Origin of the sequence: Pseudomonas sp. DY-1 (assembly GCF_003626975.1) — a bacterium.
In the GTDB taxonomy this organism is placed as follows: domain Bacteria; phylum Pseudomonadota; class Gammaproteobacteria; order Pseudomonadales; family Pseudomonadaceae; genus Metapseudomonas.
In genome coordinates, this window is sequence record NZ_CP032616.1 from 5,433,267 (window position 1) to 5,456,759 (window position 23,493).

Below are 23,493 nucleotides of genomic sequence, written 5' to 3' on the forward strand. Positions count from 1 at the left end.
TCTCTCGCAACAGCTAGCGCAGACCCGCGAGGCAGACCTTCGGTCTGCTTGGCGATTGAAATCGCCCGCACTTGCTCATCCGTCACCCCGTCCGCGCAAACCTCCGATCCGGGTCTACGCTGATCCAGTCCTGCGCCCCCGAGAAAAAAATTTCGGCCTGTTGTCGATCTCGTCGATTCCCCATCGACCATTAAGCACAGTCAGCAGGCAACGGTCGCAGGCTGATGTTCATGCAACCCAACAGGAGAACAACAATGCGCTTCATGGTGATTGTCAAAGCAACCAAGGAATCGGAAGCGGGCATCATGCCCAGCACGGAACTGCTCACGGCCATGGGCCAGTACAACGAAGAGCTCGTCAACGCCGGCATCCTGCTTGCTGGTGAGGGACTGCATCCCAGTTCAAAAGGAGCGCGAGTCGTGTTCAAGGGCAAGGACCGCACTGTCATCGACGGCCCCTTTGCAGAAACCAAGGAACTGATCGCCGGCTTCTGGCTGTTCAAGGTCAATTCCCTGGAAGAGTGCGTCGAGTGGGTCAAACGCTGCCCCAACCCCATGATCTCCGAGTCCGAGATCGAAATTCGCCAGGTGTTCGAGGCCGAGGACTTCGGCGCGGAGTTCACTCCTGAGCTGCGCGAGCAGGAACAGCGCGTTTTCGAGAAAGCCCGGCAGCAGTGACCGCCATCCACCACGGACAGGAGACCATCATGAAAATCGATCCCTACCTCACGTTCGATGGCCAGTGTGGCCCCGCCTTCCAGTTCTACGCCAAGGTGCTGAACGGCACCCTGGAAGCCTTCCTGAGCTTCGCCGAAAGCCCAGCCTGCGAGGATGTGCCGGAGAACTTCCGCGACAAGATCATGCATGCCCGCCTGGCTGTGGGTGATCAGGTGATCATGGGCTCGGATTGCCCGCCTCAAGCGCCTTTCAAGGGCATCAGCGGCATCAGCGTTTCAATCAACGTCGACCGCATAGTCGAGGCCGAGCGGGTCTTCAATGCGCTGGCCGAGGGCGGTCAGGTACAGATGCCCCTGGCGCAGACTTTCTGGGCCGCGCGCTTTGGCATGCTGGTGGACCGCTTCGGAGTGCCCTGGATGATCAACTGTGAGAAGGATCATTAGTTCTCAAAAGTGACTGCGGCGCCGGGGTCTCCCCGGCGTTGTGGGCCTAAGCTTCTGGAGTCATCTGAAGCGGACGGTTCCAATGTTCCTGATCCACAGGCTGCGTGATCACGTCAGCCGTTTCCACTATCGCCGCGATTGGCTGCGCGCCGATCTCACGGCCGGCCTGTCAGTCGCCGCCGTGCAGATTCCTACGGCCATCGCCTATGCGCAGATCATCGGCTTTCCCGCTCAGGTCGGGCTCTACGCCTGCATCCTGCCGATGCTGATCTACGCTCTGGTGGGCGGCTCCCGGCAGCTTATGGTCGGGCCGGATGCCGCCACCGCAGCCATGGTGGCCGCCGCTATTACCCCGCTGGCGGCAGGCGATCCACAGCGTCTGGTACACCTGTCGATGATCGTCGCAGTGATGGTTGGCCTGCTGTCGATCGTGGCTGGCTTCATCCGCGCCGGTTTCATCGCGAGCTTCCTCTCACGGCCCATCCTCGTGGGCTACCTCAACGGTATCGGCCTCAGCCTGCTGGCTGGCCAGCTCGGCAAACTGCTGGGTTACCAGAGCGAAACCAGCGGCTTCATCGCCGGCCTGCTGGCGATGATCCGCAATCTGGCAGACACCCATCTGCCGACCCTGGCCTTGGGCGCCGCGGCGCTGCTGCTGATGATCGTCCTGCCGCGGCGCTGGCCACGGCTGCCGGTCTCGCTGGTGGCCCTCGTGCTGGCTTCGCTGGCGGCCGCCTGGCTCGGGCTCGACCGTCACGGAGTGGCCCTGCTGGGCGCCGTCCCGGCCGGGCTGCCCGAACTGAGCTGGCCGCGCGCCAGCTACCAGGAGCTGCTCAGCCTGCTACGCGACGCCACCGGTATCACGATCGTCAGCTTCTGCAGCGCCATGCTCACCGCTCGCAGCTTCGCCGCCCGTCACGGCTATGCCATCGACGCCAACCACGAATTCATTGCCCTGGGCCTGGCCAACGTCGGCGCCGGGGTGTCGCAGTCCTTCGTCATCAGCGGCGCGGACTCGCGCACCGCGGTGAACGACCTGGTGGGCGGCAAGACCCAGATGGTCAGCGTGGTGGTGGCGCTGGTGATTGTCGCGGTACTGGTGTTCCTCCATGGTCCCCTGGCCTGGGTGCCCATTGCGGCCCTTGGCGCGGTGCTGATGCTGGCAGGGTGGGGGCTGATCGATTTTCGTACGATCAAGGCCTTTTGGCGCCTCAGCCGCTTCGAGTGCGGGCTCTGCCTGCTGACCACCGTGGGGGTGCTGGGCGTCGGTGTGCTGCCCGGCATCTTCGTTGCCATTTCCCTGGCCCTGCTGCGCCTGCTGTATCTCACCTATCGCCCCACCGACGCGGTGCTTGGCTGGGTGGAAGGCGTGGATGGCCAGGTGGAGCTTGGGCGTTATCCACAGGCCACCACCTTGCCGGGGCTGATCATCTACCGATTCGACGCGCCGCTGCTGTTCTTCAATGCCGATTACTTCAAGCAGCGCCTGCTGGCTGTGGTGGAGCGGTCGGAAGCCCCGCGCGCGGTGTTGCTCAACGCCGAAACCATGATCAACCTGGACGTCACGGGCCTGGCCACCTTGCGTGAGGTGCAGGAAACCCTCGCGGCCCGTGGCGTTTTTCTCGGCTTTGCCCGTCTCTTCGGTCCGGCCCACGACCTGTTGCTACGCTCCGGGCAGTTTGGCGAGCTGAAACCGCCGCTGGTATTCAGCTCGGTACGTGCCGGCATCAATGCCTACCGTATCTGGCTGGCGAAGCAGGCCTTGCAGGAAAAGCAGCCTGTCGCGTAAACCACAGGATCAACCCATTGGAAACCAAGGAACGACCATGGACCCTTTCATGCAAGCCGCCATCGAAGAAGCCCGCCAGGGCCTGGCCGAGGGCGGGATTCCCATCGGCTCGGTGATCGTCCACAAGGGCCGCATCATCGGTCGGGGTCATAACCGCCGTATCCAGGAAGGCAGTGCGATCAAGCACGGCGAGATGGACGCCTTCGAGAACGCCGGCCGCCAGCCCGCCAGCGTCTACCGGGAGGCGGTGCTCTACACGACGCTGTCGCCCTGTTCCATGTGCAGCGGCGCGATCCTGCTCTACGGCATTCCCAAAGTGATCATCGGCGAGAACCGCACCTTCATGGGCGAGGAGGAACTGCTTCGCTCCCGTGGCGTGGAGCTGGAGGTGCTGCAGGATGCCGAGTGCGTGAAGCTCATGGAGGATTTCATCGAAGCCCGGCCGGAGTTGTGGAACGAGGATATCGGCGAGCCGGCGGCCTGATCCCAAACCAACGCCACAACCGCATCGTCCCCCCTGGCGCCCGCCAGTGGGACCCCTTGCGAGAGCCCCTCTCGCAAGGGGACTACCAATCGTCGAGTAGCGACTATGCTGGTATTCAGCCGATCCAGCAGCGGATCGGAGACGTCGCTTTAGGCCCGACACGATAGGGGTGTCTAGGCTGGAAGCCGGCAGAAATGACGATCATTGAACAGAAATGACTTGGATCAGACTCCAGTGCGGCTTGAGGATCTTGCGCCGTACGTCCGTTGGATCGCTGCCAAGCAGTAGGAATGTCCGACTGGTTTTGCCTGATTGCTACAGCAGAAGGAGAGCTCAATGCTGTCAAGTTCCGTTTCGGAAAGGATCCTGTCTCGCGGCCTGATGGACGTGCTCATTCGAGCAGGCCTGGTCGCGATCCTCGCCATTTCCTGCTACCAGGTTTTCCATCCCTTCCTCAACCTGATGCTCTGGGCATTGATCCTGGGGGTCACTTTCTATCCACTGCATCAGAGTCTGAAGGCCAAGCTGGGCATGCGTGATGGCCACGTGGCCACGCTGATCGTTGTGGTTTCCCTGATTCTGCTGATGGTGCCGGTCTACCTGCTGGCATCTTCCATGGCCGAGTCGGTGCAGGGGGCCATCGAACTGTTCAAGGGCGGTGAACTGAATATTCCATCACCCAACGCGTCCGTTGCCAGCTGGCCCCTGATCGGCCAGCCGTTGTTCGACTTCTGGCAGCAGGCGTCGGTCGACCTGACCAGCCTGATGAAGAAGTTGCTGCCCCACCTGCGCGGCTTCGGCATGAGCATGTTCGGCAAGCTGGCCGGCGTAGGGGCGGGCTTTCTGCTGTTCATCGCCGCATTGATCGTGGCAGGCATCTTCATGGCATTTGGCGAGAATGGTCACCGCAGTGCCATACAGATCGCTTCACGCATCTCCGGGCCGGACCGTGGCCCGCAGATCGCCGAGCTTTGCACGGCGACCATTCGTGCAGTGGCGCAGGGCGTGGTCGGCATTGCCTTCATCCAGATGCTGCTGGTGGGCATCGCCTTCGTGCTGATGGGAATCCCGGGCGCTGGCCTCCTGGCGCTCGGCGTGTTGCTGCTGGGCATCATGCAACTGCCCGCACTGCTGATCACCATTCCGGTGATCATCTTCGTGTTCGCCAGCCAAGGAGCGACCGCCGGAGCCATCATCTTCGCCATCTACACCTTCGTTGCCGGGATGTCGGACAACGTCCTGAAACCCCTGTTGCTGGGGCGTGGTGTCAACGTACCGATGCCCGTGGTGCTGATCGGCGCCCTGGGCGGCATGGTCACCGGCGGCATCATTGGGTTGTTCATTGGCCCGGTCATGCTGGCCGTCGGCTACATGCTGTTCTGGCACTGGGTCGACGACCAGCCGGAAAGCGCGGCGGTGACAACCACTTCGGAAGAAGAGACGACGACCTGACGCTCCGACTTCCCCATGTACATGGCCGGCAGATCTACCTGGCTGTTCCTGTTCGGAGCCCTTGGCCTCAGTGGCTGCGTGCGTCTGGGACCGGATTTCCAGACGCCGCGCGAACCCTGGATCGACCAATGGAACAGTCCGGCCATCGCGCAGGCGAGCCTTGATCGCCCGCAGCCGGACTTCCGCCAATGGTGGCAAGTGTTCACCGACCCGGTCCTCGATGCCCTGATTGCCGAAGCCGACGCGTACAACCCAAGCCTGGAAATTGCCGGCCTGCGGGTGATGGAGGCGCGCGCGCAGCTCGGCATCGCCATGAGCGGCCGATATCCGCAGGTGCAGCAGGTCAGTGCTGATGCGCTGTACCTGGACCGCAACCAATCCGGGGGGCGCAATCCGCAAGACAGCCATTCCTGGCAATACGGTGCGGGCTTCGACGCGGCCTGGGAGCTGGATTTCTGGGGACGATTCAGCCGCGCCATCGAGTCGGCCGACGCCGCCTACTTCGCCGCCTATGCCAACTACGAAGACGTGCTGGTGCTGCTGCGTGCCCAGGTGGCGGACACCTACTTCTCACTGCGCACCTTCGAGGCTCGCCTGCGCATCGCCCGTGACAACGCCGAACGGCAGCGGCGCAGCTTCGAGATCACCGAGCGGCGCTTCCGCAGTGGTGACAGCGACGAGCTGGACTTCCAGCAAGCCAAGACCCAGTACCTCGGCACCCTGGCTACCATCCCTGACCTGGAAAGCCAGGTGCTTCGCACGCGCAATGCCCTGGCCGTGCTGGTGGGCCGGCCGCCAGGTCCACTGCCGGAGCTGCGCGAACGAGAGGGCCTCATTCCATTGCTGGATCGCGCGGTGCTGCAGGACGTTCCCGCCAACCTGCTGCTACGTCGTCCCGACGTCCGCGCAGCCGAGCTCGCGGTTGCCGCCCAGTCGGCGTTGATCGGCGTATCCGAGGCGGATCTCTATCCTTCCATCACCCTGCTGGGCAGCATCGGCTGGAGCGCCTCGACCCTGGATGGCGCTTCCGACAGCCTGGACCTGGCCGCGGGGCCGAGCCTGGTGTGGAACGTGTTCGACCATGGTCGGATCAAGAACGATGTGCGCGTCCAGGATGCGCGCCTGCAACAGCTCATCGAGGTTTACCGTGACGGCGTGCGCCAGGCCGCGCGCGAGGCCGACGACGCCGCCACCGGGCTGATCAAATCGCTCGAAAGCGAACGCATCCGGCGCGAGGCTGCCGAATCGGCGGAGCGCTCCCTGACCCTGGCAATGGCGCAGTACCGCGAAGGCTTCGCAGATTTCCAGCGGGTGCTGGATGCCCAGCGGGAGCTATTCCAGCAGCAGGACAGCTATCTGGTCAGCCGCAGCAACGCAGTGGCCAACCTGATCGGACTGTACAAGGCCCTGGGCGGTGGCTGGTACAGCACGAGACCGTTGATCGACGACAGTACGCGCCAGCAGATGCAGCAACGCACCGATTGGGGTGACCTGCTGGACGAGCCCGATGCGCCGTCCGACTCGTCTCCGATCGAACAAGGTGAACGACCATGACCGATTCTCTTCAGGCCAATCCGCAGCCACCGGCCCAGCCCGCTCCCGAGAAGGCTGCGGACGGCGCGAAGAAGGGGACCCGCTGGGTCGCCCTGGTCATCGTCCTGACGCTGGTCTGGTACCTGCTGGCCGATCGTTTCACCCCCTATACGCAGCAGGCGCGACTGCAGGCCTTCGTGGTGCCGGTGGCCGCTGAAGTAGCCGGCCGGGTCACCAAGGTGCACGTTCGCAACAACCAGGACGTCAAGGTGGGCGAGGTGCTGTTCGAAGTGGACCCGACGCACTACCAGATTGCCGTCGACCGCGCCCGTGCCGACCTGGAAACCGTACGCCGGCAGGTGGGGGCGAGCACTGCCGCCATTGATTCGGCACTGGCTTCCCAGCGGGCCGCCGAGGCCAACGAACTGAAGGCGCGCCAGGACAGCGAACGCCTTGAACGCCTCTACCAGCAGGACCCGGGCACTCTCTCCGTACGGCGCCTGGAAGGGGCGCGGGCATCCCGCGAGCAGGCCATCAGCCAGGTAGCGGCAGCGCGGGCCGAAGTGCAGCGTGCGCGGGAGCAGCAAGGTGGCAGCGAAGCGGAGAACGCGCAGTTGCGCAGTGCCGCCACCGCCCTGGAAAAGGCCGAACTGGACCTGGCCAACACCCAGGTCAGGGCACGCTCGGCCGGCCTGATCACCGACCTTCGCACCGACATCGGGCAGTACGTGGGGGCGGGTAACCCGGTGATGACCCTGATCGCCATCCACGACCTGTGGATAAGCGCCGACTTCACTGAAAACAACCTGGGCCACGTCCAGCCGGGGGCTCCGGTCGCCATCGTGCTCGATGCCCTGCCTGGGCGAGTTTTCAAAGGACGGGTACGCAGCGTCGGCTATGGCGTCAGCGTTGGTCAGGCGCCGGCCCCCGGTAGCTTGCCATCGGTGGAGAACAGCCGTGACTGGCTGCGGCCCGCCCAGCGATTCCCGGTCATCGTCGAGCTCCTGCCGGGCGAACTCGACGAACTGCGCGGCCTGCGTGTTGGCGGCCAGGCCGAAGTCATGGCCTTTCCCCGCGAAGGCAACGTCCTCAATCCGCTGGGCCGACTGTTCATTCGCATGATGAGCTGGCTGTCCTATGCCTACTGAGCACGACCCACGCAGTCAGCGCGCCCTGCGCCTGGCCAGTGGTACGGCGCTGGGCTTGGCGATCAGCTTCGGCCTGGCCCTGCCGATTCCCTTCCTGGCGCCGATTTTCGTCCTGGTCCTGCTGACCGCCGGCAATCGTCCCCTGCCTTTGAAGGCCGGACCGGGACTGGCGCTGGTGATCATGCTCAGTACCGGAACTGGCCTGTTGCTGATTCCACTCCTGCGCCATGCGCCAGCGAGCGGTGTGTTGCTGGTCGCACTCTGCCTGTACCTGTGCTTTCGCTATGGATTGTGCGGCGGCAACCCGCTGGTGGCGCAGTTTCTGGTGATCGGCCTGACCATGATCAGCGCCGCCGGCACGGCCGAATTCGCGTTGGCACTGACGGTGATCCAGGCATTGGGCAAGGGTGTGCTGCTCGCTGTACTGGTGGTTTCGCTCAGCCATATGGTCTTTCCCGAGCCAACCGCGCCGCCGGCGCCCGCCGCGCGCCCGGTGCTGGAGGACGTGGAGGCTGCCTGGGTGGCGCTGCGCGCAGCGTTGGTGGTGCTGCCTGCTTTCCTCCTGGCGCTTATCGACCCGGCCAGTTACATGCCGCTGATCATGAAGTCGGTCAGCCTCGGCCAGCAGGTCTGCGGTGCCAGCGCACGCACGGCCGGTCGCGAACTGCTGGGCTCGACCCTGCTGGGCGGCGTGCTCGCCATGCTGTTCTGGAGCGCGTTGAGCCTCTTTCCGCACCTCTGGATGTTCTTCCTCTGGATGCTGCTGTTCGGCCTGCTGCTGGCCCGAAAGCTCTATCGTCTCAGCCCAACGGCGCAGACGCCGGGTTTCTGGGTCAACACCCTGATCACGCTGATCATCCTGCTGGGCCAGTCTGTGCAGGACAGCGCGGCGGGCAAGGATGTCTACACCGCCTTCGCCGTCCGCATGGGCCTGTTCATCGCCGTCACCCTGTATGCCTGCGCCGCGGTTTACCTGATCGATCGGCGTCGTTTCCGCCGGCAACGGCGCTCCACGCTCTGACGAGGTCGCTTCATGTTGCTCAATCTGCTAGTCGGAATTCCCGTGATGTTGCTCTGCCTCCTCATGCAGGCGTACTTCGTGGCGCTCTGCCTGAAATACTTCGTGCGTTATCGGAAGCTCTGGCAGGGGCATGATTCGCAATTGCGCAACACCGGATACCTGGCCGTGGTGATGCTTCTGATGCTGCTGGGCAATTTCGTGCAGATGGCGATCTGGGCGGCGTTGTTCCGGCTACTTGGTGAGTTCGATGACTTCGCAACCGCGCTTTACCACTCGGCGGTCAACTTCGCGACCCTGGGTTACGGCGACATCGTCATGTCTGGCGCCTGGCGCTTGCTGGGACCGCTGGAGGCCGCCAACGGCATCCTCATGTTCGGGGTGTCCACCGCCGTAATGACTGCGGCGGTGACCGAAGTCATCAAGCTCCACATGTCACGAGGGCTGCACAAGCAGGACGACTAGACTGTATCTGTCAGTCCGCCTTCGCCTGGAGGTGCAGCATGGCGATCCGCGAAGGTTTCATCGGCAGTGTCGGAAACACGCCGCTGCTGCGTCTCGAAAGCCTGAGCAACGAGACTGGTTGCGACATCCTCGCCAAGGCCGAATTCCTCAATCCCGGTGGGTCGGTAAAGGATCGCGCGGCGCGCTCCATCCTCGACGACGCCGAATGCCAGGGCTTGCTGTATCCCGGCGGCACCGTGGTAGAGGGCACCGCCGGCAATACGGGAATCGGCCTGGCACACATCTGCGCGGCGCGTGGATATCGCTGCATCATCGTGATTCCTGACAACCAGTCCCCGGAGAAGCTCGACCTGTTGCGTACCCTCGGCGCCGAAGTGCGTCCGGTGCCGCCCAGGCCTTACAAGGACCCGGACAATTACCAGAAGATCGCCGGACGGCTGGCCGCCGAGCTGCCAGGGGCGATCTGGGCCAACCAGTTCGACAACACCGCCAATCGGCAAGCCCACTTCGAAACGACCGGCCCGGAAATCTGGGCCGATACGGATGGTCGGCTGGATGCCTTTGTCTGCGCCACCGGTACCGGTGGCACTTTGGCCGGGGTGGCGCGGTTCCTCAAGGCGCGTGACCCGGGCATCCGCATCGTCCTCGCCGACCCGCTGGGCAGCGCGCTGTACAACTGGGTGAAGCACGGTGAACTGGTGGCCGAAGGCAGCTCCATCACCGAAGGCATCGGCACCACGCGTATTACCGCCAACCTCGAAGGCACGCCTATAGACGACGCCGTGCAGGTGGACGACCCCGCCTGCGTGGCCATGGTCTATCACCTGTTGCGGGAGGAGGGCCTGTTCGTCGGTGGCTCCTCCGGCATCAACCTCGCCGCGGCTGTGCAGGTGGCCCGCGCGTTGGGGCCGGGGCACCGGATCGTGACCCTGCTCTGTGATCGAGGCGGGCTCTATCAGGGGCGGCTGTTCAATCCGGCGTGGTTGGCGGAGAAGGGGCTGGCTGGTGCGGCTGGGTTCTAGGCTGTCGTTGCGCTGGGGCTTTCAGATCAGCCTTGGCACACGCTTGAGATGTTTCCCCCTCACTCAAGCCCCCTCCCTCTGGGGGAGGGGGGATTCGGCAGTACTGCGAGCCTCGGGGCATCAGGTGAGAGGGAAGGGGGAGAGGGTCACTCTGCTTCAGCTAGCCAGATCAGGATCGAACTGCAGCAGCAACGACCAGGGCGCATTGCAGTTGCCGACGAAAATCGGATGCAGCAGGCATATGGTGTTGCCGGCGCCCTTGAAGCGCAACGTCTGGCCATCGCGAATTGCACTGCGCGCATCGCCAGGAAGTTCGTTGGCCGGGGTGCCCAGCCGCTTCTCATTCGGGTGAGTCACGTAGTGGGCAGCGTTGGAAAGCAGCGCGTAGTGGCCGTTGCCGAACGGCTTGAGCTGGCTCAGACGCTCCTGAAGCTGTTGCAGGCTGTAGTCGGCACCAAGGATGCCGAGGAAGCGCCCGCCGGCCTGCATCGGGGTCATGAAGGAGGTCATCAGCACCGTGTTGCCGGCCACCGTGTACTCGTAGGGCTCCATGAACAGGTCGCGGCCTTTGCGCCGGGGTAATTCGTACCAGTCGCCGTCGTAGCCCACCAGGCACTCGCGCTGGATGGCGCCGGCGCCCCGGTTCCAGTAGGCCATGATGCGGCCGGTATGGTCGTGCCCCGGCTGGTTGGCGAACTCGCCGTCACGGCCGTCCAGGGCGTTGGGTTCGCTGGCACAGGCGAAAGCCAGCAGACCGGGGTTTTGCAGCAGGAATTGCTGCATCACGGCGTCGATCTGCTCGCGCTGCGGGCCGAGGCCCTGGGCATGCAGGCCGAGGATGAAATGCTTGAGGCCATAGAGCGCAGTAGCCATTACCGCAAACTGGTTCTGCAATTGCTGCGCCTCTCGGGCGAGCAGGACCGCAGCCGTCTCCGCCTTTGAGGCGCTTTCCGCTCGTTGCACCTGCTCGAGGGCCTTTTCGCTCTCCTGGCGGATGGTGGCGACCACGTTGCCAATATCGGAGGTGGCGTTGGCCGACTGGGTGGCCAGGCGCCGCACCTCGTCCGCGACCACGGCGAAGCCGCGACCGAGTTCGCCGGCGCGAGCAGCCTCGATGGCGGCGTTGAGGGCGACCAGGTTGGTATTCCTGGCGATCTGGCGGATCACGTCGGAAACCTTGCTGATCTCGTTCCAGCGGCTGTTCAGGCCGTCGATCAGCAGCTTGACCTGGTCGAGGGTGGAGTTGTCCTGGACGCCGTCGTCCGATATGGGCGCCTGGGGCTGTCGGGTACTGCTCTGCATGGTGGGCTACCGAAATGGATTGGGGCAGGAAGACGCCACAGGCAGTGGCGCGAAACCGGGGCCCGATCGCTCGTACCCCGGATGGCCTCGACCTGTCAGCCGAGTTCGCTGACCGCCCGGTGGGCTTCGTCTATGGCCGCGTGGGCATAGGCGCTCCAGGCCGAGTCGGAGTTTGCGATTGTCACGTTGCCTACCGGCTTGCGCGCCAGGAGCATGGTTTTCTCGCTCTCTTTTTCATCGTCGAACAGTGAGTTGGAGAAGTAGGCGTAGCCGTGGGACCAACGGTTCACGGTAATGGCGAGGATGTCTTTCTGGTGGTCGAAACCACCTGGACCGAGCATGCGCTGGAGCTGGTCGCGAAGCTGCGCTTCGAGCTGCTCGAAGGTCGTCGCATAGAGCTTGGCACGGCCAGTGCGGGCCTGGGTGCGGGCGTCCATGCCGGAGTTAGGCGACGTCGGCACGTAGACCATGTGCAGGCCGATGGGCTGCTTCGGTTCCCGCGGGTGGTTGTAGCCACCGAGGTCTACCGGGTAGTCCAGTTTGATCCGGCTGTAAGGCTGCGTGGTCGCATAGATTTCGTGCACGCCGAGCTTCTGGAAACTCTCCCAGTTGCGGATCACCACCTTGGTGTACACCAGCGGGAACTTCACGTTCTGACTCAGAGCCTGGGCCTGGTCGGGGGAGAGGTCGGGCAGGAGATAGGGAATCATCATGTTGTAGCAGGCCATTACGCAGTGCTTGCTACGTACCCTGGCCAGCTGGCCGCCACGGCTGTAACCGATATCGACGCCGCCGGCGCGGTTCTTCACGTTCACCGCCGTGCTGTTGAGGCGCAGGCGTACGGGGCTGCCTGCGACGTCCAGCTGGCTGTAGTCGAACTGCGCCAGGACGATGTCGTCCATGCCCTTGCCGGGCGCTACGGCCGGGATCAGGTCGCGCACCAGCAGGCGTGCCACCGAGGCGTTGCCGTCGGGGAAGTGATAGATGTACGGCTCTTCCATCTCCGCCTTGGCTTCCTCGCCAATGGGCGGCAGCTGCATCGCCGCGAAGCCGGGGAAGCCGACGTAGTAGGCGTCGTAGGCGGCCACGGCATCGATGCTGAGGGCTGAGAAATCATTGGTGCGGCTCTGGAAGTACTTCACCGCACCCTCGGACAGGCCAACGTCCTTGAGCAGGAAGTCGCGGTAGCTGGTTTTGGCCAGGTGGGCTTCCTTCTCGTCGCTTGTCTTGCCGGCCAGGTAGTCGCGGGGCGCTTCATAAAGATCGATCAGCGCCTGGCGGTCTGCCTCGGGCAGCGGGAAGTCGCTGATGAATGCGCGCCAGGAGCGGGCATTGAGTTTTTCCGGGGCGATGTCGTCGGCCACCATGGGTGTCGGGTCGCCGCTCACCAGCTTGTCCACGCCGAAGTTCTCCTTGTCGAAGAACACCCCGCGGGACAGGCCGAGGTTGGGGTAGAAGTTGCGATCGAAGGCGGTCTCGAAGCGCTTGATGTCGACACCGAGCTTCTTCAGCAAGCCATTCACGGTCTCGCTGTAGAGGTGGTTGGGCGACTGGAAGGATTCGCTGCCGCCGTAACCGATGATCATGCGGCCACCGACCTCGAACTCGTTGCGCTTGGCGTGGCCGCCGAAGTCGTCGTGGTTCTCGATGATCAGGATGCGCGCATTGGGCTGCTTCTCGCGGTAGAACCAGGCGGCAGCCAGGCCGCTGATGCCACCGCCGACCACCACCAGGTCGTATTCCTCGGCTACCGGCATGCCATCGGTGTCGAATTTCTTCTTCTCCCAACCCATCTGGTGGGCCACTTCGAAGGCGCCGGGGTGGCTGCCGCGCAGGCCGGTGAGGGCCGGCGGGTAGTAGCGGCCGGACGGCGCTGCGCGCAGCAGCTGCGTGGGCGTGAGGCCGGCGGCGATGGTGAGGGCGACACCGTTGAGGAAATCACGGCGGGTGATGGTCATAGCGAATCCTTGCAAGGCAGTTGTTTTCGATCTTTGCAGCGACGCTGGCGCGAAGCCGGGCGGGAGGAGACCGGTGCCCCGCATTGGGGGCACCGGTGAAGGGGTTACCAGCCGAGTTGCTTGTTGAAACCGAGGGCATCGTAGTAGTCGCCCTGGTAGGTGATCTTGCCGTTCTTGACGCGTACGAAGCTCACGCCTTCGAACTTCAGCGGCTTGTTGGTGGCCGGGGTTTCGGCACTCCAGGCACCGCTGTTGGTACCCGCGAATTCCCACTGGAAGGCGATGCCTTCGGCGCTGACGATGGGCTCGCTGATCATTTTCCACTTCAGGTCCGGCACGGCGCCGATGAACACCTTGATGACGTTGTCGCGGGCAGCCGCACGACCTTTCTGCGGCGTGCCGACGGTGGCATCGAAGTATTCCGCGTCCTCGGCCAGGAAGCTGGCGGCCTTGTCGACGTCGTGGGCGTTCCAGGCAGCCATGTAGCCATCGACTATGGCCTTGGCATCGTCAGCCGCCTGGGCCATCCCGGCCATGGCGAAAAACAGGATGAAGCTGAAATTACGCAAGGTATTACGCATTGCTCGTTCTCCTGGTTGGGTGAGGCGTACTGCGGGTGGAACGTTCTTGCTTTGCTTGTCTGTGGAGGCGATTTCAATCGCTAAGGGCGGCGTAGCTGCCCCAAGGTTTCCCCGGGCAGGCCTGCGGCCTGCTTGGCGAATGAAATCGCCCCTACAGCAGGTGGCGCGAATCCGGGCGTCGCTCACGCCGTGCGGGCTAGGCGAGAAGAGCGGAGAACGCGGAATGTACTGTTGTACATGAGCATTTCGACGTTCTTCTCAACAACGCCCGAGCAAGCGAGCGGCGGCCGGATCAGTGCTTGAACATCACGTGGCGAATGGCGGTGTAATCCTCCAACCCATACATGGACATGTCCTTGCCGTAGCCGGAGTGCTTGACGCCACCGTGGGGCATTTCGCTGACCAGCATGAAATGAGTGTTGACCCAGGTGCAGCCGTACTGCAGGCGCGCGGACAGGCGGTGGGCGCGGCCGACGTCGGCGGTCCAGAGGGAAGAGGCCAGGCCGTAGTCGGAATCGTTGGCCCACTCCAGCACCTGCTCCTCGCTATCGAACTCGGTGACCGAGACCACCGGGCCGAACACTTCGCGGCGGACGATCTCGTCGTCCTGGCGGGCGCCGGCGAGCACGGTGGGCTGGAAGAAGAAGCCCGGGCCGTCGACACGCTTGCCGCCGGTGACCACCTGGATGTGCGGCACGGCGGCAGCGCGCTGGACGAAGCCCTCGACGCGCTCCAGGTGCTGCTCGGTGATCAGCGGGCCGAGTTCGGTATTCGGGTCGTCCTGCAGGCCGGTCCGGATGCTGCCGACGGCTTCGCCGAGCTTGGCGACGAACTTCTCGTAGATGCCTTTCTGCGCGTAGATGCGGCAGGCGGCGGTGCAGTCCTGGCCGGCGTTGTAGAAGCCGAAGGTGCGGATGCCTTCCACGGCGGCGTCGATGTCGGCGTCGTCGAAGATGATCACCGGGGCCTTGCCGCCCAGTTCCATGTGCATGCGTTTCACGCTGTCGGCGGTGCCGGCGATGATGCGCGAGCCGGTGGCGACCGAGCCTGTGAGGGAGACCATGCGCACCTTCGGGTGGGTGGTCAGCGGTTCACCGACGCTCGGGCCGCGGCCGAAGACCATGTTCACCACGCCGGCGGGGAAGATCTCGGCGATGAACTCGGCGAGCTTCAGGGCGGTCAGCGGGGTCTGCTCGGAGGGTTTCAGTACCACGGTGTTGCCGGCGGCCAGGGCCGGGCCGAGTTTCCAGGCGGCCATCATCAGCGGGTAGTTCCACGGCGCGATGGAAGCGACCACGCCGACCGGGTCGCGGCGGATCATCGAGGTATGGCCGGGCAGGTACTCACCGGCGGCGGAACCGCTCATGCAGCGGCTGGCGCCGGCGAAGAAGCGGAACACGTCGGCGATGGCCGGCAGTTCGTCGTTCAGCGCGGCGGCGTAGGGCTTGCCGCAGTTCTGCGATTCCAGGCGGGCCAGTTCTTCGGCGTGGGCGTCGATGCGGTCGGCGAGCTTGAGCAGGAGGGTGGAGCGGTCTTTCGGCGAGGTCTGCGACCAGGCCGGGAAGGCGGCGTCGGCGGCGCGCACGGCGGCATCGACCTGGGCCGGGCTGGCCTCGGCGATTTCCACCAGGGCGGTGCCCAGGGACGGGTTGAGCACGGCGAGGCTGGGGCCTTCACCAGCGACGAGCTGGCCGTTGATCAGGAGTTTGGTTTGCATGGGGTGATCCTTGTTCGGTTCTAGCCCCTCTCCCCCTGGGAGAGGGGTTGGGGTGAGGGAAAATCGGTGTGGCTCGGACCGCCCTCACGCCCGGCCCCTCTCCCGGAGGGAGAGGGGAGAAAGCGAGGGAGAGGGAGCCGGCCTGAAACTGTTTACTTCCCGCTACCCGCCACGCTCTCGCCACCCTTGGTCAGGTAGTAGGCGGCGAGGATGGGCAGCATGGTCACCAGCATCACCAGCATGGCGACCACGTTGGTGACCGGGACATCACGCGGGCGGCTGAGCTGGTTGAGCAGCCAGATCGGCAGCGTGCGCTCGTGGCCGGCGGTGAAGGTGGTGACGATGATCTCGTCGAACGACAGCGCGAACGCCAGCATGCCGCCCGCCAGCAGGGCCGAGCCCAGGTTCGGCAGGATGATGTGGCGGAAGGTCTGCCAACCGTCGGCACCCAGGTCCATCGAGGCTTCGATGAGGCTATGGGAGGTGCGGCGGAAGCGCGCGATCACGTTGTTGTGGACGATCACCACGCAGAAGGTGGCGTGGCCGATGACGATGGTCAGCAGGCCGGGTTCTATGCCCAACTCCTTGAACGCCGAGAGCAGGGCGATACCGGTGATGATGCCGGGCAGGGCGATCGGCAGGATCAGCATCAGCGAGATGCCTTCCTTGCCGAAGAAGCTGTGGCGATACAGCGCGGCGGCCGCCAAGGTGCCCAGAACCATGGCGATCAGCGTGGCGACGACCGCGACCTGCAGCGACAGCTTGATCGCTTCCACCACGTCGGCGCGGCCGAAGGCGACGCTGAACCAGTGCAGGGTGAAGCCCTGCGGCGGGAAGCTGAAGGCGGCGTCTTCGGTGTTGAAGGCGTACATGAAGATGATCAGGATCGGGATGTGCAGGAATGCCAGCCCGCCCCAGGCGGCCGCTTTCAGGCCCCAGGACGCTTTCTCAGAGTGCATCGAAGGCCCCCAGACGTTTGACGATGGACAGGTAAACGGCGATCAGCACGATCGGCACCAGGGTGAAGGCGGCGGCCATGGGCATGTTGCCGATGGCGCCCTGCTGGGCGTACACCATGCTGCCGATGAAGTAACCGGGCGGGCCCACCAGCTGCGGCACGATGAAGTCGCCCAGGGTCAGGCTGAAAGTGAAGATAGAGCCGGCGGCGATACCCGGAATGGACAGCGGCAGGATCACCTGCATGAAGGTCTGGCGCGGGTGCGCGCCGAGGTCGGCAGAGGCTTGCAGCAGCGACGGCGGCAGGCGCTCCAGGGAGGCCTGGATCGGCAGGATCATGAACGGCAGCCAGATGTACACGAACACCAGGAAGCGCCCCAGGTGCGAGGTGGAGAGGGTGCTGCCACCGACACCGGGCACGCCCAGCAGCAGTTCCAGCACGGGCTGCAGATGCAGCGCCTGGACGAACCACATCACTACGCCGCCCTTGGCCAGCAGCAGGGTCCAGGCGTAGGCCTTGACGATGTAGCTGGCCCACATGGGCATCATCACCGCGATGTAGAAGAACGCCTTGGTCTTGCCCGTGGTGTAGCGCGCCATGTAGTAGGCGATGGGGAAGGCCAGTGCGGCACTGGCGATGGACACGGCGATGGCCATGCTCAGCGTGCGCACGATGATGTCGAAGTTGGCGGCCTGGAACAGTGCGCCAAAGTTGACCAGGGTCAGGTCCGTCGACACCGTCATGGTGAAGTCGTCGAAGGTGTAGAAACCCTGCCAGAGCAGCGTCAGCAGCGAGCCCAGGTAGATAGCGCCGAACCACAGCAGCGGCGGCACCAGCAGCAGCGAGAGGTACAGCGTCGGACGGCGATAGAGCAGGCCCGAGAACCTGCGCATCAAGCCATTGGCGGCGCGCGGCCGCTCGGCGTTGAGGGTCAGTTCCATGTCACGCACCCTCGGTCAGCTGGACCATGGCATCGCGGGCCCAGCGAGCGGTGACCACCTGGCCCTGCTGGTGCAGCGGCGCGGCGTCCTGCCACTGGCTGTTGGCCAGGCTGACGCAGAGGTTCTGGCCGTTATCCAGGCGGATTTCGTAGCGGGTGGCGGCGCCCTGGTACTGGATGTCGTGGAGCAGGCCGCTGATTTCCACCTCGTGGCTGCCGACCTCGCCCTGGGCGAAGCGGATGTGCTCGGGGCGGATGGAGAAAGGTTGCTCTACACCGGAGAGCTGGCGGGCCAGGTCGCCGCGCAGCACGTTGGAGGTGCCGACGAATTCGGCAACGAAAGGCGTGGCCGGCTTCATGTAGAGATTGCGCGGGGTGTCCACCTGCTCGATGCGGCCCTTGTTGAACACCGCCACGCGGTCGGACATGGACAGCGCCTCGCCCTGGTCGTGGGTGACGAAGATAAAGGTGATGCCGAGCTGGCGCTGCAACTTCTTCAACTCGCTCTGCATCTGCTCGCGCAGCTTCAGGTCCAATGCGCCGAGGGGTTCGTCAAGCAGCAGCACGCGCGGGCGATTGACCAATGCGCGAGCAAGGGCCACGCGCTGGCGCTGGCCGCCGGAAAGCTGCGCGGGCTTGCGGTCGCCGTAGCCGGCCAGGGCGACCATTCCGAGCGCTTCTTCGGCACGTGCCAGGCGCTCGGCGCGAGCTACGCCCTTCACCTTGAGGCCATAGGCGACGTTGTCGCGCACGTTCATGTGGGGGAACAGGGCGTAGTCCTGGAACACGGTGTTCACGTCGCGCTCGTAGGGCGGCAGGCCGGCGGCCTCTTCACCGTGGATGCGAATGGAACCCGAGGTGGGTTGCTCGAAGCCGGCGATCAGGCGCAGGCAGGTGGTCTTGCCCGAGCCCGAGGGGCCGAGCATGGAAAAGAACTCGCCGTCCTTGATATCGATGGATACCCGGTCGACGGCTTTGACCTCGCCGAACTGGCGGGAAACCTGAGTGAACTGGACAGCAAGTGTCATGGTGTGGTGCTCCGGTGACGCGAAAAATCAGGTGTGCAGGCAATAGCTCCCTCTCCCCCTGGGAGAGGGTTGGGGTGAGGGAAACGCCATTTGCAAGGTGTTTCAAAGGACTAAGGACAGCGCCCTCTCCCGTCAGGGAGAGGGCAGGACATGGGGTCAGCGACCGCCCATGATCGCGATGTAGTCCTGGGTCCAGCGGCTGTACGGCACGAACTTGCCGCCCTCGGCCTGCGGGGTTTTCCAGAAGGCGATCTTGTCGAACTGCTCATAGCCGTTGGTGGCGCAACCTTCGGCACCGAGCAGGGCGCTGGCCTTGCAGCCGGCGGGAACGGCCGGCAGGGCGCCGAACCAGGCGGAAACGTCACCCTGGACCTTGGGTTCAAGCGACCAGTTCATCCACTTGTAGGCGCAGCTGGGGTGCTTGGCGTCCACGTGCAGCATGGTGGTGTCGGCCCAGCCAGTGACCCCTTCCTTCGGGAACACGGTGTCTACCGGCTGACCTTCGGCCTTCAGGGTGTTGGCCATGTAGCCCCAGGTGCTGGAAGCGGCCACGCCTTCGTTCTTGAAGTCGCTCATCTGTACGGTCGCGTCGTGCCAGTAACGGTGCACCAGGCCATGTTGCTTGCGCAGCAGGTCGAGCACGGCGGTGTACTGCTCTTCGGTCAGTTGGTACGGGTCCTGAATGCCCAGTTCCGGCTTGGCGGATTTCAGGTAAAGGGCGGCGTCGGCGATGTAAATCGGGCCGTCGTAGGCCTGCACGCGGCCCTTGTTGGCCTTGCCGTCGGCCAGTTGCTGCGGCTCGAAAACCGCGCTCCAGCTGTCCGGGGCCTTGGCGAAGGCCTTGGTGTTGTACATCAGCAGGTTCGGGCCCCACTGGTAGGGGGTGCCGTATTGCTGGCCCTGAACGGTGAACCAGGGCGCGTCCTTCAGGCGCGGGTCGAGGTTCTTCAGGTTGGGGATCAGCTCCGGATTGATCGGCTGCACGCGCTTGCCGTAGATCAGGCGCAGCGAGGCGTCGCCGGAAGCGGTGACCAGGTCGTAGCCGCCCTTGGCCATCAGGCTGACCATCTCGTCGGAGGTGGCGGCGGTCTTCACATTGACCTTGCAGCCGGTGTCCTGCTCGAACTGGGTGACCCAGTCGTAGTTCTTGTCCGACTCGCCGCGTTCGATGTAGCCGGGCCAGGCGATGATGTCGAGCTGGCCTTCGCCCTTGCCGACTTGTTTCAGGGCTTCGGCGGCCTGCAGGCTGCCGCTGGCGAGGATGGCGGTGGCCACTGCGCTGAGCAGGGCGGTTTTGCGCACGGACATGTTGTTCCCTCTTTTTCGTTATTGGTCGGGGCAGATGAAGCAGGTACAGCCGGCCTTCAAGGCCGTTTATCTCTCTTAAAAGTCGTTCCCGTGGCGGGCCATGATGTGGCGCACCACGCTGTAGTCCTGGAGTGAATCGCTGGACAGGTCCTTGCCGTAGCCGGAGCGCTTGAGCCCACCGTGAGGCATCTCGCTGGCCAGCATGAAATGGGTGTTGATCCAGGTGCAGCCGTATTGCAGGCGCGCGGCCACCTGCATGGCCTTATCCAGGTTCTGGGTCCAGACCGAGGAGGCCAGGCCGTACTCGGAATCGTTGGCCCAGTCCACGGCCTGCGCCAGGTCGTCGAAGCGGGTGACGGTGACCACCGGGCCGAAGACTTCGCGCTGGACGATCTCGTCCTGCTGCTTGCAGCCGGCCAGCAGGGTGGGCTGGTAATAGAAGCCTGCGCCTGAGTGCACGGCGGCGCCGGTGACCCGCTCGATGTGGGGCTGGCCCAGGGCGCGCTCGACGAAGCTGGCCACGCGGTCGCGCTGGCGGGAGCTGATCAGCGGGCCGATTTCATTGTCCTGATCGCGCTTGCGGGCGAAGCGCAGGCTGGCCACGGCTTCGCCCAGCGCGCTTACCAGACGGTCGTGGATACCGGCCTGGGCGTAGATGCGGCAAGCAGCGGTGCAGTCCTGGCCGGCGTTGTAGTAGCCATGGGTGCGCACGCCCTGGACCACGGCATCGATGTCGGCATCGTTGCAGACGATCACCGGCGCCTTGCCACCCAGTTCCAGATGGGTGCGTTTCAGGGTGCGCGCGGCGCTCTGGAGGATTTTCTGGCCGGTGACGATGTCTCCAGTCAGCGACACCATGCGTACCCGTGGGTGGCCAACCAGTTGGCTACCGACGCTGTCACCTCCGCCGCAGAGAATGTTGATCACCCCCGGTGGGAGGATCTCCGCCAGGGCCGGCGCCAGGGCCAGGATGGACAGCGGCGTGTGTTCGGAAGGCTTGAAGATCAAGGTATTGCCGGCGGCCAACGCGGGGGCGATCTTCCAGGCCGCCATCATCAGCGGGTAGTTCCACGGCGCGATGGATGCGACCACGCCCACTGGATCGCGGCGCACCAGGCTGGTGTGGCCGGGCACGTATTCTCCGGCGAGCTGGCCCTGCTGGCAGCGCACTGCACCGGCGAAGAAGCGGAATACGTCGGCGGTGGCGGGAATGTCGTCCTGGCGCGCCAGATGCAGCGGCTTGCCGCAGTTCAGGGCTTCCAGGCGGGAGAGTTGGTCTGCGCGTTTCTCGATGGCGTCGGCAATGGCCAGCAGTGCGGTGGCGCGTTGTGCCGGCGTGGTGCGCGACCAACTGGCAAAAGCGCGATTGGCGGCAGTGATGGCAACTTCCACCTGTTCGATGGACGCTTCGGTGATGGTCACCAGGACCTCGCCGCTGGCGGGGTTGATGATCGGCTCGGCCAACCCTTCGCCGATGACGAGCTGGCCGTCGATCAGCAGTTCGGTGTGCAGGGTGGGTGTGCTGGCGGCGCCGGTCATCTTGCTGGCTCTTTTCTTCTCGGTTTTTTGTTCTTCGGTCATTCCGGTGCTCCCTGAATGGGCCCGGCATGCCTCTGCTTATGGAGACGAGAGACTAGAGGTCGGGCTTGAGGTCGACAAATTCTAAATATTGAAAGTGGCGTTCGATTAAATCGAAGGCTTGCGATTATTCGGCTGCTCTCGCGCCACGGTGAGGAATGGGTCCACCAGCGCCGGGCGCGCGGTGCCGCGGCGCCAGGCCAGGCCCACGTCCAGTGGGGCGCCCAGGTCCACCAGCGGACGGGCTTCGATGATGTCGCCCTCCAGCGACCAAGGGCGGTAGGTCATGTCTGGCTGGATCGACAGTCCGAGGCCTGCCGCCACGAGGCTTCGTACCGCTTCCACAGACGCGGTGCGCAGGGTGACCTGGGGCGTCAGACCCGCTCGGGACCAGATTCGCTGGGTGTGCAGGCCCATCTCGTCGGCATTGAGCTGGATCAGCGGTTCGCCCGCCACGTCCGCCAGTGCGATGCTGTCGAGTTCCAGCAGCGGGTGCTGGGCCGGCAGCCAGAGACGGTGTGGAGAGTGGGTCAGCACTTCGGTCTGCAGGGCATGGCGGTCTTCCAGGTTGGAGAGGATCAGCACGCCTACATCGATCTCGCCGCTGACCAGCAGATGCTCGATGTAGGGGCGTTCGTCCTCGACCACGCGGGTCCTTACGTTGGGGTAGGCGCGCTGGAAGCGCGTAATCAGGTCCGCCAGGTAGTAACCGGCTACCAGGCTGGTCACGCCAATGGTCAGGCTGCCGGCCACCTGGTCAGTGCTCTGCTGCAGGCTGCGCTTGGCGTTCTCGACCGTCGCCAGGATCAGGTGCGCCTGGCGCAGGAACTGGTGGCCCTGGTGGGTCAGAGACATGCCCTTGGCATGGCGATTGAACAGATTGACGCCGATTTCCTCCTCCAGTTGCTGGATGGCCAGGGTCAGTGTGGATTGGGATATGAACACTGCCTGGGCGGCGGCGGAGATGGAGCCGGTTTCGGCGACAGCAATGAAATGGCGGATCTGGCGGAGGGTCATCATGGGCGTGGCTCGCGTCTGGATGGCAGCCGGAGATTAGGGTTTATCGAAATCTGAACGGTTGATTCGCTTTTTTAGATGGTTATGCAGATTTCCGCCACTCTGCGGGCCCGCAGCAATATCTCGAAGCACTCTGTGAACTGCCGCGAGGAGTCCCTCCGGCTAGAGTCGGTCGATCTGTGAATTCGGACTGACCTGGAGGTTTCCATGAACACCCGCGGACTGCTCGACCAACTACTCAAATCCGGCCAGGACCTTCTGCAACAGAAAACCGCCGGTAAATCCGGCGGTTTTTCGGGCGGGAAGTCCAACTCCGGCGACCTCGGCAGCCTGCTCAAAGGTGCGGGTGGCGGAGCGCTTGCGGCAGGCGCCCTGGGGCTTCTGCTCGGCAACAAGAGTGCTCGCAAGCTGGGCGGCAAGGCGCTGACCTATGGCGGCCTGGCAGCACTCGGTGTGCTGGCCTACAAGGCCTACGGCAACTGGCAGGCCCAGCAGGCCGGTGCGCCGCAAAGCGAACCCCAGACCCTCGATCGACTGCCCGCTCCCCAGGCTGAACAGCACAGCCAGGCCATCCTCAAGGCGCTGGTGGCTGCGGCCAAGGCCGATGGCCATGTGGATGCCCGTGAGCGCCAGTTGATAGAAGAAGAACTGGCCAAACTGACCCAGGATGCAGACCTGCGCCGCTGGCTGGATGCCGAACTGAACAAGCCGCTGGACCCCACGGACGTGGCCCGCGCGGCCACAACCCCGGAAATGGCGGCCGAGATGTACCTGGCCAGTGTGCTGATGGTGGACGAGGAGCACTTCATGGAGCGCGCCTATCTGGAAGAGCTGGCGCGCCAGCTGCGCCTCGATCCGGGGCTCAAGGCCGAGCTTGAGCGTCAGGTTCGGCAAGAGCTGGCCTGAACAAGACGATCAACGAATGAAGTCGAGTCTTCTGTAGGAGCGAGCTTGCTCGCGAAAGATCGTGCTCGGGACTCTTCGCGAGCAAGCTCGCTCCTACAAATTCGGAATTCGCTCCCCACGCGCTTGCCCCGTCCATTCCCTTCCTGCAAACCGGCAACTTTCTGCCAAA

Annotated in this window: 21 protein-coding genes and 1 pseudogene; 11 read left to right on the plus strand and 11 right to left on the minus strand. The window is 64.3% G+C overall.

The genetic code is table 11. The features are described from left to right. The first annotated feature begins 254 nt into the window (after positions 1-254). The 10 genes from D6Z43_RS25600 to D6Z43_RS25645 all read left to right on the plus strand — a co-directional run bounded on the left by D6Z43_RS25600 (position 255) and on the right by D6Z43_RS25645 (position 10,031). Complete coding sequence (locus D6Z43_RS25600; protein WP_120654788.1) at positions 255-677, plus strand: YciI family protein; 423 nt, start codon at positions 255-257, stop codon at positions 675-677. A gap of 29 nt (positions 678-706) precedes the next feature. Continuing rightward, complete coding sequence (locus D6Z43_RS25605) at positions 707-1,120, plus strand: VOC family protein (RefSeq protein ID WP_120655364.1); 414 nt, start codon at positions 707-709, stop codon at positions 1,118-1,120. An 82-nt stretch (positions 1,121-1,202) separates the two neighbouring features. Further along, the gene (locus D6Z43_RS25610; protein WP_120654789.1) at positions 1,203-2,909 is read left to right on the plus strand and encodes a SulP family inorganic anion transporter; all 1,707 of its coding nucleotides are present in this window, start codon (positions 1,203-1,205) and stop codon (positions 2,907-2,909) included. Between the two features lie 37 nt (positions 2,910-2,946). After that, on the plus strand, positions 2,947-3,393 hold the full coding sequence (locus D6Z43_RS25615) for a nucleoside deaminase (RefSeq protein WP_120654790.1): 447 nt from the start codon (positions 2,947-2,949) through the stop codon (positions 3,391-3,393). A 336-nt stretch (positions 3,394-3,729) separates the two neighbouring features. Then, positions 3,730-4,845, plus strand: a complete 1,116-nt coding sequence (locus D6Z43_RS25620) for an AI-2E family transporter (RefSeq protein WP_120654791.1) — start codon at positions 3,730-3,732, stop codon at positions 4,843-4,845. A gap of 21 nt (positions 4,846-4,866) precedes the next feature. Continuing rightward, the gene (locus tag D6Z43_RS25625) at positions 4,867-6,399 is read left to right on the plus strand and encodes an efflux transporter outer membrane subunit (protein ID WP_371924434.1); all 1,533 of its coding nucleotides are present in this window, start codon (positions 4,867-4,869) and stop codon (positions 6,397-6,399) included. Continuing rightward, entirely contained in the window at positions 6,396-7,526 is a 1,131-nt protein-coding gene (locus tag D6Z43_RS25630; RefSeq protein WP_120654793.1) for an HlyD family secretion protein, read from the plus strand. The genes D6Z43_RS25625 and D6Z43_RS25630 overlap by 4 nt, the downstream gene beginning before the upstream one ends. Beyond that, positions 7,516-8,547, plus strand: a complete 1,032-nt coding sequence (locus D6Z43_RS25635) for a DUF2955 domain-containing protein (protein ID WP_120654794.1) — start codon at positions 7,516-7,518, stop codon at positions 8,545-8,547. The genes D6Z43_RS25630 and D6Z43_RS25635 overlap by 11 nt, the downstream gene beginning before the upstream one ends. A 12-nt stretch (positions 8,548-8,559) precedes the next feature. Further along, positions 8,560-9,009, plus strand: coding sequence for a potassium channel family protein (locus tag D6Z43_RS25640; RefSeq protein WP_120654795.1), 450 nt, complete (start codon positions 8,560-8,562; stop codon positions 9,007-9,009). A 38-nt stretch (positions 9,010-9,047) separates the two neighbouring features. Beyond that, a complete protein-coding gene (locus tag D6Z43_RS25645) occupies positions 9,048-10,031 on the plus strand; it encodes a cysteine synthase A (protein ID WP_120654796.1) in 984 nt (327 codons plus the stop codon). 156 nt (positions 10,032-10,187) lie between these two features. On the opposite strand, the gene D6Z43_RS28860 is transcribed toward D6Z43_RS25645, so the two are convergent. The 11 genes and pseudogenes from D6Z43_RS28860 to D6Z43_RS25695 form a co-directional block, all read right to left on the minus strand. Beyond that, entirely contained in the window at positions 10,188-10,904 is a 717-nt protein-coding gene (locus D6Z43_RS28860) for a cache domain-containing protein (RefSeq protein WP_371924435.1), read from the minus strand. Between the two features lie 93 nt (positions 10,905-10,997). Next, a pseudogene (locus D6Z43_RS28865) lies at positions 10,998-11,222 on the minus strand (methyl-accepting chemotaxis protein); the annotation flags it as partial. Positions 11,223-11,428: 206 nt separating this feature from the next. Further along, positions 11,429-13,291, minus strand: a complete 1,863-nt coding sequence (locus tag D6Z43_RS25655; protein WP_120654798.1) for an NAD(P)/FAD-dependent oxidoreductase — start codon at positions 13,289-13,291, stop codon at positions 11,429-11,431. A 104-nt stretch (positions 13,292-13,395) separates the two neighbouring features. Continuing rightward, positions 13,396-13,872, minus strand: coding sequence for an ester cyclase (locus D6Z43_RS25660; protein ID WP_120654799.1), 477 nt, complete (start codon positions 13,870-13,872; stop codon positions 13,396-13,398). A gap of 292 nt (positions 13,873-14,164) precedes the next feature. Beyond that, complete coding sequence (locus D6Z43_RS25665) at positions 14,165-15,589, minus strand: gamma-aminobutyraldehyde dehydrogenase (protein WP_120654800.1); 1,425 nt, start codon at positions 15,587-15,589, stop codon at positions 14,165-14,167. Between the two features lie 152 nt (positions 15,590-15,741). Beyond that, positions 15,742-16,548: an ABC transporter permease gene (locus D6Z43_RS25670; RefSeq protein WP_120654801.1), complete on the minus strand. Its 807-nt coding sequence runs from the start codon at positions 16,546-16,548 to the stop codon at positions 15,742-15,744. Beyond that, positions 16,538-17,488: an ABC transporter permease gene (locus D6Z43_RS25675; protein ID WP_120654802.1), complete on the minus strand. Its 951-nt coding sequence runs from the start codon at positions 17,486-17,488 to the stop codon at positions 16,538-16,540. Before D6Z43_RS25675 ends, D6Z43_RS25670 begins: the two co-directional genes overlap by 11 nt. 1 nt (position 17,489) lies before the next feature. Further along, positions 17,490-18,515 (minus strand): ABC transporter ATP-binding protein, encoded by a 1,026-nt coding sequence (locus D6Z43_RS25680; protein ID WP_120654803.1) that lies wholly within the window; start codon positions 18,513-18,515, stop codon positions 17,490-17,492. Between the two features lie 156 nt (positions 18,516-18,671). After that, the gene (ydcS, locus tag D6Z43_RS25685) at positions 18,672-19,823 is read right to left on the minus strand and encodes a putative ABC transporter substrate-binding protein YdcS (protein ID WP_120654804.1); all 1,152 of its coding nucleotides are present in this window, start codon (positions 19,821-19,823) and stop codon (positions 18,672-18,674) included. A gap of 75 nt (positions 19,824-19,898) precedes the next feature. Further along, on the minus strand, positions 19,899-21,404 hold the full coding sequence (locus tag D6Z43_RS25690; RefSeq protein ID WP_174235594.1) for a gamma-aminobutyraldehyde dehydrogenase: 1,506 nt from the start codon (positions 21,402-21,404) through the stop codon (positions 19,899-19,901). 105 nt (positions 21,405-21,509) lie between these two features. Continuing rightward, a complete protein-coding gene (locus tag D6Z43_RS25695) occupies positions 21,510-22,421 on the minus strand; it encodes a LysR family transcriptional regulator (RefSeq protein WP_120654805.1) in 912 nt (303 codons plus the stop codon). A 204-nt stretch (positions 22,422-22,625) separates the two neighbouring features. On the opposite strand from D6Z43_RS25695, the gene D6Z43_RS25700 reads away from it, so the two are divergent. Then, a complete protein-coding gene (locus tag D6Z43_RS25700) occupies positions 22,626-23,324 on the plus strand; it encodes a tellurite resistance TerB family protein (protein WP_120654806.1) in 699 nt (232 codons plus the stop codon). The last annotated feature ends 169 nt before the right edge of the window (positions 23,325-23,493 follow it).

Coding starts and splice junctions, on each gene's coding strand:
- D6Z43_RS25600 (WP_120654788.1), top strand. CDS start 255: ATGCGCTTCATGGTGATTGTCAAAGCAACCAAGGAATCGGAAGCGGGC.
- D6Z43_RS25605 (WP_120655364.1), top strand. CDS start 707: ATGAAAATCGATCCCTACCTCACGTTCGATGGCCAGTGTGGCCCCGCC.
- D6Z43_RS25610 (WP_120654789.1), top strand. CDS start 1,203: ATGTTCCTGATCCACAGGCTGCGTGATCACGTCAGCCGTTTCCACTAT.
- D6Z43_RS25615 (WP_120654790.1), top strand. CDS start 2,947: ATGGACCCTTTCATGCAAGCCGCCATCGAAGAAGCCCGCCAGGGCCTG.
- D6Z43_RS25620 (WP_120654791.1), top strand. CDS start 3,730: ATGCTGTCAAGTTCCGTTTCGGAAAGGATCCTGTCTCGCGGCCTGATG.
- D6Z43_RS25625 (WP_371924434.1), top strand. CDS start 4,867: ATGGCCGGCAGATCTACCTGGCTGTTCCTGTTCGGAGCCCTTGGCCTC.
- D6Z43_RS25630 (WP_120654793.1), top strand. CDS start 6,396: ATGACCGATTCTCTTCAGGCCAATCCGCAGCCACCGGCCCAGCCCGCT.
- D6Z43_RS25635 (WP_120654794.1), top strand. CDS start 7,516: ATGCCTACTGAGCACGACCCACGCAGTCAGCGCGCCCTGCGCCTGGCC.
- D6Z43_RS25640 (WP_120654795.1), top strand. CDS start 8,560: ATGTTGCTCAATCTGCTAGTCGGAATTCCCGTGATGTTGCTCTGCCTC.
- D6Z43_RS25645 (WP_120654796.1), top strand. CDS start 9,048: ATGGCGATCCGCGAAGGTTTCATCGGCAGTGTCGGAAACACGCCGCTG.
- D6Z43_RS28860 (WP_371924435.1), bottom strand. CDS start 10,904: ATGGCTACTGCGCTCTATGGCCTCAAGCATTTCATCCTCGGCCTGCAT.
- D6Z43_RS25655 (WP_120654798.1), bottom strand. CDS start 13,291: ATGACCATCACCCGCCGTGATTTCCTCAACGGTGTCGCCCTCACCATC.
- D6Z43_RS25660 (WP_120654799.1), bottom strand. CDS start 13,872: ATGCGTAATACCTTGCGTAATTTCAGCTTCATCCTGTTTTTCGCCATG.
- D6Z43_RS25665 (WP_120654800.1), bottom strand. CDS start 15,589: ATGCAAACCAAACTCCTGATCAACGGCCAGCTCGTCGCTGGTGAAGGC.
- D6Z43_RS25670 (WP_120654801.1), bottom strand. CDS start 16,548: ATGCACTCTGAGAAAGCGTCCTGGGGCCTGAAAGCGGCCGCCTGGGGC.
- D6Z43_RS25675 (WP_120654802.1), bottom strand. CDS start 17,488: ATGGAACTGACCCTCAACGCCGAGCGGCCGCGCGCCGCCAATGGCTTG.
- D6Z43_RS25680 (WP_120654803.1), bottom strand. CDS start 18,515: ATGACACTTGCTGTCCAGTTCACTCAGGTTTCCCGCCAGTTCGGCGAG.
- ydcS (WP_120654804.1), bottom strand. CDS start 19,823: ATGTCCGTGCGCAAAACCGCCCTGCTCAGCGCAGTGGCCACCGCCATC.
- D6Z43_RS25690 (WP_174235594.1), bottom strand. CDS start 21,404: ATGACCGAAGAACAAAAAACCGAGAAGAAAAGAGCCAGCAAGATGACC.
- D6Z43_RS25695 (WP_120654805.1), bottom strand. CDS start 22,421: ATGATGACCCTCCGCCAGATCCGCCATTTCATTGCTGTCGCCGAAACC.
- D6Z43_RS25700 (WP_120654806.1), top strand. CDS start 22,626: ATGAACACCCGCGGACTGCTCGACCAACTACTCAAATCCGGCCAGGAC.